The 11205-nt window shown below is 73.5% G+C and carries 6 protein-coding genes; all 6 read right to left on the bottom strand.

Going from position 1 to position 11205, the window contains the following annotated elements; genetic code table 11:
* Positions 1–295: AfsR/SARP family transcriptional regulator (locus D459_RS0124805; protein WP_040711012.1), on the bottom strand; the 295-nt coding region annotated here is incomplete at its 3' end.
* A 456-nt stretch (positions 296–751) separates the two neighbouring features.
* Positions 752–2278 (bottom strand): peptide MFS transporter, encoded by a 1527-nt coding sequence (locus D459_RS0124810; RefSeq protein WP_017595705.1) that lies wholly within the window; start codon positions 2276–2278, stop codon positions 752–754.
* 276 nt (positions 2279–2554) lie between these two features.
* The gene (locus tag D459_RS0124815) at positions 2555–3865 is read right to left on the bottom strand and encodes a TIGR02679 family protein (RefSeq protein ID WP_017595706.1); all 1311 of its coding nucleotides are present in this window, start codon (positions 3863–3865) and stop codon (positions 2555–2557) included.
* Positions 3856–8052, bottom strand: a complete 4197-nt coding sequence (locus D459_RS0124820; protein ID WP_017595707.1) for a TIGR02680 family protein — start codon at positions 8050–8052, stop codon at positions 3856–3858. The genes D459_RS0124815 and D459_RS0124820 overlap by 10 nt, the downstream gene beginning before the upstream one ends.
* Positions 8049–9323 carry a TIGR02678 family protein gene (locus D459_RS0124825; protein ID WP_017595708.1) on the bottom strand — a complete coding sequence of 425 codons (1275 nt, stop codon included), beginning with the start codon at positions 9321–9323 and terminating at the stop codon, positions 8049–8051. Before D459_RS0124825 ends, D459_RS0124820 begins: the two co-directional genes overlap by 4 nt.
* Positions 9320–10927: a TIGR02677 family protein gene (locus D459_RS0124830; protein ID WP_017595709.1), complete on the bottom strand. Its 1608-nt coding sequence runs from the start codon at positions 10925–10927 to the stop codon at positions 9320–9322. The genes D459_RS0124825 and D459_RS0124830 overlap by 4 nt, the downstream gene beginning before the upstream one ends.
* Positions 10928–11205: the final 278 nt, after the last annotated feature.

The following is an 11205-nucleotide window of genomic DNA, read 5'->3' on the forward strand; positions in this document are numbered from 1 at the left end:
GCGCCACCCGCAGCGCATAGCCGAAGGACTGGGTCTGCAGCACCTGCTCGCCCCGCTCGGCCAAACCCTCCCGCTCGATCATCTTGCGCAGGTGGTAGATGTAGGTCTGCGCGGTGGTCATCGCGCTCTTGGGCGGCGCCTGCCGCCACAGCTCCTCGATCAGCGAGTCCACCCGCACCAGCCGGTTGACCCGCGCCAGCAGCAGCGCCAGCACCTGGCGCACCTTCGGCGCGGGGGGCGTGCAGATCCCCCCGCCGCCGATCGCCTCCACCGATCCCAGAAGTGTGAATCGCATGACGAACTCCCCATATCGTGGGCGCGGGCCCCGGCAAGGGGCCCGGCCACCGCATCCCGAGGTAATCGCAGGGCACACATATGTTCAGATTATTTGATATTCGATTTTCCGCTCGGCGGTCAAGTTAATTCGGTGTCCGTGTGCGGACAATGTCAGAAGATTGAAAAGTGGATCAACTCCTCCGTTCCGGAAAGGAGGGCGGGGTGGGTGAACCGATCACTTATCGTGTCCGGATGATCGCGCAAAGATCTAGGGGTACTGGTTACGGTCGGACCGTTTCGCGCGGGATCGGAGCGTGCCGGCGCCGCCCGACAGGGCTGTGACCTCTATAGAGAGGACGGTGCCGGAGAATCGGGCGGCGCTGTCGCCGGTATTGAGGCGATGCTATAAGGGGGTGGGGAAACCCCTAGTTCGATCCCTCTCCCCTATCGGCGGAGATGGCTCCGTGATAAGAAATCAGGTCATCGGCTCCATTTTTTCTCCGCCTCTTGTTTTGAATTCTCCAAGGTTTTGCGGATGGGTCTTCAAACGGTTGTTCAGGGTGCGCCGGGCCGCCGTCAGGGCCAGTGCGACGAAGAGGCCGAGCCCGCCCAGAAGGGCGTAGTAGGCGGGTTCTCCCAGAACCGCGGAGAGGTGGGCGACCTGGCCGCCCAGCGCGGCCCCCACCGCCCCGGAGAGCCAGAACATGGCCAGCACCTGGGCGTCGTAGCCGCGCGGCGCGACCTCGGCGGCCAGGCTCAGGCCGACCGGCGCCACCGCCAGCTCCCCGACCACGAGGAGCAGGTAGGCGCCGAGCAGCCACAGCGGGGAGACCGGACCGGCCTCGGCGCCGAGCGCGGCCCCGCCCATCACCGCGAACGCGAGCCCGCCGAACAGCATGCCGACGGAGAACTTCGCCACCGCGCCGACCCGCCCGCCCAGCCTGACCCAGAGCGCGGCGAAGAGCGGCGCCAGCATCAGCAGGAAGAGCGGCTGCGCGGACTGGAACCAGCTGGCCGGGACCAGGAAGCCGGAGACCGTCCGCTCCACCGAGTCCAGGGCGAACTGGTTCAGCAGCGCGGGCCCCTGAGCGTAGAGCGTCCAGAACACCGCGGCGGCCCCGAGCATCCACATGAAGGCGCGCAGCCGCGTCCGCTCCGGACCGCCCGCGGGCTGGCCGCGGACCAGCCGGGTGCCGTACACCACCGGGACGGCCAGGACGCCGGCGCCGATGATCATGAGCAGCCGCTCCGCGTTCAGCACCGAGGAGGCCAGGCCGGCGGCGACCAGCACCGCGAACAGCCCGCCCCACAGCAGCGTCCGGTGCAGCACCAGGCGGCGCACCGGCTCCGGGGCGGGGTTCCCGGGGCGCGCCCCCACATCGCCGAAGCCGCGCAGGCCGATCACGTAGTGCACCAGCCCGAGGAGCATGCCGATCGCGGCGATGCCGAACCCCAGGTGCCAGTCGACGCGCTCCGCCACGTACCCGGTGATCAGCGGCGCGAACAGGGCGCTGACCTGGATGCTCACGTAGAAGACGGAGAAGGCGGCCTCGCGCCGCTCCGGCCGGTCCTCGAACATCTGCCCGATCAGCGCCGCCATGCTCGGCTTCACCAGGCCGGTGCCGAGGATGACCAGGCCCAGCCCCGGGTAGAGGGAGAGCGGCAGCGGGACCGCCAGCACCGCGTGCCCGCAGGCGATGAGCACCCCGCCCCACAGCGTGGCCCGGCGCGGCCCGAGGATCCGGTCGGAGATCCAGCCGCCGGGCAGCGACGCCATGAAGACCAGGGACATGTACATGCCGACCAGGGCGGCGGCGCTCCCCGCGCCCATGCCCATCCCGCCGTCGGCGGGCTCGGCCACCAGGTACAGGTAGAGGATGGCGAGCAGGCCGTAGAAGCTGAACCGCTCCCACATGTCCACCACGAACAGCGTCCCGAACCAGCGGGGGTAGCCGAAGAAGGTCCGCTCCGCGCCCGCCCGCCCGGAGGATCTCACCGCCATGCCGGCCCGCCCCCCTGCACCGCGCGGAGCGCCCGCCGCCCCCTCCGCACCGGAAGGGGCCGACCACCGCCGGGGAACGCCCGGTGTCCGACCGACTCGTTCGTTTTGACCATATCTGCCCCTTTCTGCCCCAGAGCGTTCCAGAGCCCCCTCGAAGGAGGATCGAAGCCGTCTCGGAGAAGGGGAAGGACCGGCGGTGACGTCGCGGTGACACATGGCGTTGATCTTGGAACCGTTGCGGTCTCGATGTCGATCGAGACCGCAACGGTTCCAAGATCAACGCGGAAAGGGCGGTCGGTCCCGGGCCGTGCTCAAGTCGTCCAGGAGAAGCTCCAGGACCGCCTCTTCTTCGATCCGGAGCCCGCGATCGAGCAGGACGGACTCCAGATCCGGATCCCAGTCGGCGGAGACCGGGGCTCCGGACAGAGGGGGTCCGGCCATGCCAGCGGCATCGTGCTCGGAGACGGCGGCCCGGTAGTCGGACGCGGTGAACCGCCATGCCCGCCAGGGCACTCTGCGTAGGAGCGCGTTGGCGATGCGGACACCGCCCCAATCGAAGTCGCCGTGGTAGTACAGACCCGTCCCTGCGTCGGACAGGAGGCGGAGCAGCGTGACGGCCGCGGCACCGGGCTGGCCCTGAGTGCACACCAGGGGAGGGCACTCAGGGCCGAAGCGGTCGGCCGCCGCGGCGACCACGGCCGGGTTCTCGCAGACGTGCACCGGCGATCCTGCGGGCAGCGGCAACGGCGGGTCGCCGACCAGCTGGCGCAGGGTGAGGACGGCGGGCTGCCCGGCCGCGCGCAGGGCGGCCAGCGCGCGACCGGTCGCGGTCCTTCCGTCACCGGGGAGACCGGTGGCCAGGACGGTGGTCGACAGGTCGTCCCGGAGCAGCCCCGCCGCGGCCCACGCTTCTCGGCGCCACTCGGCCCCGCTGCCCGCCGGGGTTCCCGTCAGTGCGCGGGCCGCCCCCAGTGCGAGCGTCCCCAACGGGCGGCCGTCGTCGAGGGCGTGTGCGTCTCCGCATACCCGTGCCGCGAACGTCCCCAGGCCGATCCCGTCTCCGGGAAGTGCGGCGACGACGTCCGCCAGCGTGTGCAGCGCGGGGCCGGCCGCCGACGGCTCACCCAGGATCCGGCGTGCCAGACCGGAGGCGCGCAATCCGCGATACCAGCAGTCAAGGCGGGGATCTTCTCCGCACACCGCCGCGAGCGGTGCGAAGGCCCGGTCCCAGGCACGGGCCTCTGCGGCTTCGGCATCGGGCCGCACCTGCACGGGGCCGGTGAGGGCCTCCACCGCGGCCGCGAGGCCGGCCGGACTGATCCCGGAACGGCGCAGCACCGCGTCCACCGCATCGAGGGAGACGGTGAGCGACCGCCCCCGCCGAGGCGGCCGGCCGAGCAGCCGCTGTGCGGCGGCGCGCTGCGCAGCGGTGGCGGCGGTCAGAACGGCGTTCCCGGTCGCGGGCTCCCCGCGCGCCAGGCGCTCCCGGACACGCTCGACCAGCCAGCGCAGGTCGGGACCGCCGAGGAGGCGCTCCAACCGAGGGTGGTCGACCCCGCTGAAGCCGCCGTCTCCGGTCACGGCCACAGTGGCTCCTGGCCCCCCGCGGTTCCACCGGGAGGTTCATCCGGTGGTCTCGTTCCGGGCTCCGGCCCTCGTGCCCGGCGGTCGCCGTCCCACTCCCAGCGGGTGACCAGGACCGCCGGTACCCCGTCCATCCGGGACAACTGGGCGATGGCCAGTCCGGGGACCTCCGGGTAGCACCCCCACTCGCGCTCGCTGGTCATCACCACGTCCAGGTCGAAGGAGGCCAGCAGCCCCAGGCACTTGGCCCGGGAGTCGTCGTCCACCCCGGCGAAGGCCTCGTCCAGGGTGATCAGCCTCGGCGCGTTCGGGTCGCCCGCGCTCGCGTAGTGCGAGGAGGCGGCGGCGAACAGCGGGATCGACATCGAGAGCACCCGCTCGCCGCCCGAGGCCGGACCGGTGGCGCTCTGCCACCTGCCGTGCTGGTACCGCTCGACGCCGAACTCGTACCAGGAGCGGTAGTCCAAGGCCTCGGTGAGGTGCTCCAGCCAGGTCCCTCCGCCCTGGTCGGCCGAGCGGACGCGGTCGATCTGCGCCTGTAGGAACCCGCCCACCGCCTCCCGGTCCTCCGGCGACCAGGCGTCGCTGTCCTGGCGCAGCCGGTCGCGGGCCGCGTTCAGCCCCGGCGGTGCGTTCTTCCGGGACGGGCGCCAGACCAGCTGGAGCTGCATGCCGGTGCTGGTGGGACGCCGCTCCAGTTCGGTGTTCATCTCCGCGACCTGCCGCTCGGCCGCCACGATCAACTCCTGCAGCGTTCCCGCGACCTCGGTGATGAGGTGGTTCTCCAGGATCTCCCGCTCCCGGGCGGAGAGGATCCGCTTGCGCTCCTCGACCTCCCGGGCGAGGACGTCCGCCAGTTCGGGGACACCGTGTTCCCGCCCCTGGAAGACCACGTGCACGACCATGCCGTCCTCAAGGGACTGCGCGTCGGCCCGGTGGCCCCGTGCGGACAGGGCGTCCCGCAGCGTGTTCAGCTCCGCGGAGAGCCGTTTCTGCACCCGCTCCCAGGCGTTGTCCGAGTCGTCCACGTCGGCGAGGACCGTGTCGACGGACCGGGCGAGCTCCACGGCCGGGCGCGGTGCCCATTCTTCGCCCGCGGACGGCGCCTCCAGCTCGGGCAGGGCGACGGAGAGCAGTCCGGTGGCGGTGAAGCGCCGCAGCGCGGCCACCGCCTCGGCGCGGTCGGCCGCGGCGGTCCCGATGTCGGCGGTCAGCTGCTCGATCCGGCCCTCGGCGCGGCCGCGATCCTCGACAGCGGTGCTGTGGGCGCTACGAGCCGCCTCCTGGAGGCCCCGGCACTCCCGTCGGGCGTCCTCGTTCGCCGCGAGCCGAGCCTGCAGATCGGCCACCGCGGCGCCGACGGTCTCCTGCAGTGTCGTGTGCCGCTCCTGGGCGGTGGCCGCCTCCTCAGCCGCGGTCTCGGCGCGGTCGGCGAGCTCCCGCAGATGCCCCCGGTACCGCTCGGCGTCCTCACGGCGCCCGTGCGCGTCGGCCTCGGCGTCGCGGCGCTCGCGCACCGCCGGCCACAGCGCCTCCAGCGAGATCCGGTAGTCCACCAGCGCACCGCGCATCCGGCGCAGTGCGGCGGCCTCCGCGGGGAGCCGCAGGTCGTCGGCTTCGCGCTCCAGCTCCTCCTGCGCCCGGCGGGCCTCCCGGGCGTGCTGTGCGGCCTTGCCGGCCACTTCCTCCCGCTGCTCCCGTGCCCGGGCGAGCAGCCGGGAGGCTTCACCGAACCCGGCATGTGCGCTGCGCAGGCCCTCGTCACCGGGGAACCCGGCGAGTTCGCGGTCCAGGGTGCGCTTCCGGCCGGCCAGCAGCTCCAGCTCCGCGTCGAGGCGGGCGAGCTCCGCGCCGGCTTCGGACAGCTCGGCCTCGACCCGGGCGATCCGCGCCCTGCGGGCCGCCTCGCGGGCGCCCTCGCCCAGGTACTCCGCCTCCTCTTTGGCCCACCGGCCGCGCAGCGCGCCGACGCGGAAGGAGCCGCGGGCGTCCACCCAGGTCGCGCGGTCGTCCCGGGGACCGCCGAGGCCGTGCTCCGCCGCTCCGATGGAGCCCAGCACCCGGTCCACCGTCTCCGAGGTGACGGCCGAGGCGCGGGGGTCGCCCGCGTCGATCGCGGGACGCAGCAGCGCCCGCAGCGATCTGCCCGGCACGGCGGCGCCCGGCACCAGCACGGTGTCGCCGGTGGCGCCGTCCTCGACGCTTCCGTCCGGCGCGACCCACGCGTCGAGCAGTCCGGACGCCTCCAGTGCGGCCTCCACCCCGGCGCGCTCCGCCTCCGGAACACCGTCCCGGAAGTCGACGAGCCTCCACAGCGGAGCGCCGAGGCGGTCCTCGCGCGCCCCCGGCTCCCGGGTGTGCGGGGCGGGCGGGGCGGACTGGCCGCCGCCGCGGAGCCGGTCGAGCTCGGCCTGCAACCCGTCCCGGTCACGGGCGAGTGCATTGCGGTCGAGCCGGAGGCGCGCGGTGGACTCGGCCAGAAGGCCTCCGGCCCGGCGCGCCTCCTCCTCCACCTCGACGCGTGCCGGGTTCGGGCCGTCCAGCCGCCCGGTCCAGTCCTGCAATCGGTCGAGCAGGCCCTCAGGGGCGGCCGGGCGGAGCTCGGAGCATGCCGAGACGTGCTCGCGTACGGCCGAGACCAGCTCCGCCGAAGCGCGGTCGACACCGGCCCGGGCGGCGGACACCCGCTCTTCCCGCTCGACGAGCTGCTCGTCGGCCTCGACCAGCCGCTCCTCGGCGGACCGGTGGAGCGCGGCGGCCTCCTCGGCAGCGGCCAGTACCCCCTCGACATGGGTGATCGCGCGCTCACGTCGCCCGGTGAGCGCCTCCGCGGCCCGCCGCGCGGCATCGAGTCCGCCGTTCGGCGGGGCGGTACCGGCATGCGGCTCCACCGAGGCACGGTGCTCTTCGGCGATGTCGGCGTCCTGCGCCCGATTGCGCGCGGTGCTCAGCGCGGTCTCCAGGACCTGCGCGGCGCCGGTGCCGCGTGCCTCGGCGTCGGCGAGGCGCCGTTCGACGTGGGTGAGCTCTCCGGAGGCGCGATCGGAATCCTGGACCGCCGCCGCCCGCCGCGCCTCGGTGCTCCGCGCCTCGCGGGCGGCCTGCTCCAGGGCGTCCGCACTGCGCATCTCCGGTGCCGCGCGCAGCGCCTTCTCTTCCGCGTCGAGCCGCACCGCCCGCTCGTGCTGCTTCTTCAACTCGGTATCGGCGGCCTCCACCTTGTGCCGGGCCTGCTCGTGCTGCACGTTGGCGGCGCGGAGCGCCTCGTTCAACTTCTCGTAGGCGGAGTTCTTCTCGCGGGGCGGACGCGCTCGACGCCGCGCGGCCACACATGCATAGCCGCGGTAGTGCTCAAGGAAGCGTGCGGCGGCCCGCTCCGCGTCGACCATGGCACCGAGTTCGTCCCGCTCCTCGTCGAGGCTGCGGAACGCGTCGGCGGCGTCGGCCACGACCGCCTGGTCCATCGGGGGGAGCGCCTCGGTGAGGGCCCGGGACAGGGCCGCCTCGTCGGGCCGCTTGGACAGCTGCGGCTGGCGGAGCCGGATCAGCAGCTCGACCAGTGCCCGATAGCGCTCCTCACCGAGCCCGAAGAGCTCCTCGTCCACCGCTCTGCGGTAGTCGCGGGCGGTGCGGTAGGTCCTGCCGAGACCGCCGAGGGCCTCGTCCAAGCGGTCGTGGGTGAGGGCGGTGCGCGCCGCGTCGACCAGGCGCAGTCCGTGCTCCCCGGGGAGGCCGATCCGCTGCCGGGTGACGAAGAACCAGTGGCGGGCGATGCCGCGGCCGGCCACCGCCTTGAGTCCGCAGCCGAGGGTGCGGAACTCCGGGGTACCGTCTTCGGCGCGGCGGCCGAACTCGATCCAGGTGTAACCGAGCCGCTCCGGGTGCTCGTGCTCCCCGCCGAGCAGCAGGTTCCACTCCATGCGCTTCTTGGGGTCGCCGTCGGGCTCCACCCGGCGTGCCGAGAGGTCACCGTCCAGCAGGAACGGCAGGGACAGCGCGAGCACCTTCGACTTGCCGGTGCCGTTGTTGCCGCGCAGCAGCAGCCGCCCGTCGCGGAACCGGAACTCCTCGTTCTCGTAGTAGAACATGTCGACCAGGCCGAGCCGCAGCGGCTGCCACCGCTCCCGCACCGGGACCGGGAGGCCGTCCGCGGGCCCGGGCAGTGCAGGTTCGATCGGGATCTGCGTCATCCTGCCTGCCTCCTGCGTCGGCGATTCCTCTGCCGCGGCCCTTCGTCCGCCGCCATGACGGGCGTGCCCACCGCGTACCGGGCCAGCGCGGGCAGCGGGGCGACCGTCCGCTCCCCGGTGGCCGGATCCGTCCCGGTCGCCGCGAGGGCCAGCGCCTCCAGCTTCTCCACGGCCCGCGCCACCAGCTCCCCTTCGGCACCCGGGTCGCGGGCGGTCTTCGCCCAGTACTTCCCGTACTCCCCGGCGAGCTCGCGGACGCGGGCCTCCAGCGCGGCCACCGCCACCGGCCCGGCCTGCCCGGCCAGATGCTCGGCGAGCAGCAGGGTGACGTGTCCGTGGGTGCCCTTCTCCGGCATCCGGACGTCGGTGAGGTCGTCCTCGGGATCGACCATTGCGATGCCCTCCCGGCGCACCTCCGGGACCAGCCCGGTGAGCTCGGTGATCCGCCTGGTGATCGCGGCGCGCTGGCTGGTCAGGTAGGCGGTCTCGGCCTCGGTCAGCGTGTCGTGGTAGAGCACCGGGTCGTCGAGCAGCCGACGGGTGAGCAGGTGGCGAAGTGCCCGGTTGCGCAGATCATCGCTGTCCATCGCGGCCAGCGCGGGGTCGGAGGTCAGCTCCGAGAGCCGGCCGTCGAGATCCCCGGCGGTGGCCATGGACGGGCCCACCCTGCCGGAGAGCAGGCCGGCCAGCACCCGGCGCCGCACGTCGTAGAGGACGTCCCCGGTGGCCCGGACGTAGTCCTCCTCGTCCCCGGCGACCCTGACGAGCAGCCCGGTGCGGACCAGCAGCCGCACCACGGCGACGAGGTCGGTCCGCTCGCCCCGCTCTTCCAGGGTGAAGGCGATGCCCGTGCGGGCCAGCGACGGCTCGGCGGCCTCCAGGACGATCTGCGATGCCAGCCGCCCCAGGGCGATCTGCGCCTCGGACCGCTCCAGCACCGCCAGCGCCAGGCAGAACAGCACGTAGCGGCGGCGGGTGAAGGCCGACCGGGCCCCGCCGGCCTCCCGCGCGGGATGGGTCGGATCGGCGGTGCTCCCGGGGGACTTGCGCAGCCGGGCGACCTCGGCGTCGACGTGCAGCGCCCACCCCGTATTGCGGTCGAACCACTCCCGCAGGTCGCGGGCGTGCTGGCGGACGAGCCGGAACTCGTCGGCGGTGGGGCCGTCGGCGAGGAGCAGCGGTTCGCGCAGCAGCGCGCGGGCGGCGCGGCGGACCTCGCTATCGCGCTGCTCCCGGTTGCGCACCCCCAGTGCGGTGTCGGCGGGGCTCATCGGCCTCCTTCCGCGTCGGTGATCTCGACGATGTGGTCGGGGCCGCGGAACACCCCGTGCGGGGTGCGGATCTCGGCGGCCGCACCGTCACCGACGGCGCGCATGCGGATCTCCAACCCGCCGTCGCCACTGGTGGCGGAGGTCTCCGCGGCACCGTGGGGCCAGGTGGCCAGAGCATCTCCGAGCAGTCCGAGGAAGAGCCCGAACGCGTCGGGATCGAGCTCGCCGATGTCGGAGAGGCGCACCGGTCCGCCGGTGTCCAGCCGGGCGCGGGCGGCGGCGGTCTCCTCCGCCTGCTTGCGCGCCATCTCGGCGAGGTGGCGCCGCTCGGCGCTGCGGTCGGTGATCCGGTTCGGCTTCCCCCGGCGCTCGTAGCTTCCGGTCGCGCGGAGCCGGGGGCTGATCCTCAGCGGCTCCGCCTCCGCCCAGGACGTGCCCGGCGGCACCGGTTCGGCGTCGCGCGCGTCCAGGGTGTCGGCGTCCACCGTGAGGTGCCGTGCCGGGTACAGGCCGAAGGCCGCCCGCCACAGCCGGTGCCGGGAGGCGTCGTCGGGCGCTTCGGCGAACCAGCGCGCCAGGACCCGGAAGTCGGCGGACCGGTCCGAGCGGCCCGAGCGCCGCTCGTTCAGCGCGGACACGACGGCCAGCAGCTGCGGGATGGCGCTGCGTGCGGCCGAACGGAGCAGCTTGGCCTGCGGGACGTGGCCGGACGAGCTGAGGAACCAGCCGCGCAGCCCCTCCCAGCGCTCCCGCCACGGCTCCAGGGCGGCCGCGGCCGCCCCTCCGCCCTCGGCTCCGGCGCCGTCCCCGCCGGGCGCGGCATCGGACGCGTCCCGCTCGGCCGCCGCCACCAGCAGGCGCCCGACCGCCGTCCCGCCCCCGGGGAGGGGGCGCTCCAGCTCCGACAGCAACCGGGCGATCTCCGCTCCGGTGGTGATCAGATCGGCGATGAACCGCTCCAGGTAGGCGATCAGCCGGTCCTTGTAGGCCAGGAACACCTCGACCTCGACGCCGTGCAGGTCGATGGTGCGCTGCAGCGACCCCATGAACGCGCGGGCGTTGTCGGCCAGGTCGCCGAACCGGCCGGACAGGTCGCGCAGGGCGAGGTGGACCACGGCGGGGTCGGGGTCGTCCTCACCGCTCAGCGCGAGCAGCTCGCGCAGCCGTGTCGCGATGTCGGCGAGCGCCACCGCCTGCAGCGCACCGCGCCGCCCCAGGCCCTCGTCGTAGGCGGCCAGCGCCTCCTCGACGGCTTCGCCCTCCCGGGTGAGCTGGTAGATGTACCGGCGCCGGTAGAAGTCCTCGACCGCGGTGACCCGCCCGGTGTCGGGGTCGGGCCGCAGGTTGCCCCACTCGGTGAGCCGGTCGAGGGCCTGCACCACCCCTTCCGCATCGGCGGGGCGCACCTCGCCGGGGAGCAGCCGGTGCACGTCTTCGGGGCGCAGGTGGACGGTATAGCGCTCCTTCTCGCGCATGAACACGCCCATCACCGCCCGGTACAACTCGGCGTTGGGGGCGGTGATGTGGCTGAACGGCCGGTAGCGTTCGGACGGCCCGGTGCCCTCTTCGGCGGAGTCGGCCGGAGGGACGGAAGGTACGGACATCGCTGCCCATTGTCGCCCGAAAGCCCTGTCTCTGTCTCAAAGTCTCAAAGTTTCCAGAAGACGGTCGTCTCGCCTGCTCCCCGCATCGCGACGGATCGCTGACGGGGGAGAGCCCGCCTGCGTTGAGCCCGGCGATGCCGCTTCCACCCGCTCCGGTACCCATACGGGAAGCGGCCGGGACTGCGGACCGGATGACAGCGTCCGGGCGGGTCCGGGGTGAGAACAGGCGGCCGACACAGGAGGATGGGTGCGCCGCCTGTTCTCGCAGGCCTCACGTC

Source organism: Nocardiopsis potens DSM 45234 (assembly GCF_000341105.1).
GTDB classification, from domain to species: domain Bacteria; phylum Actinomycetota; class Actinomycetes; order Streptosporangiales; family Streptosporangiaceae; genus Nocardiopsis_A; species Nocardiopsis_A potens.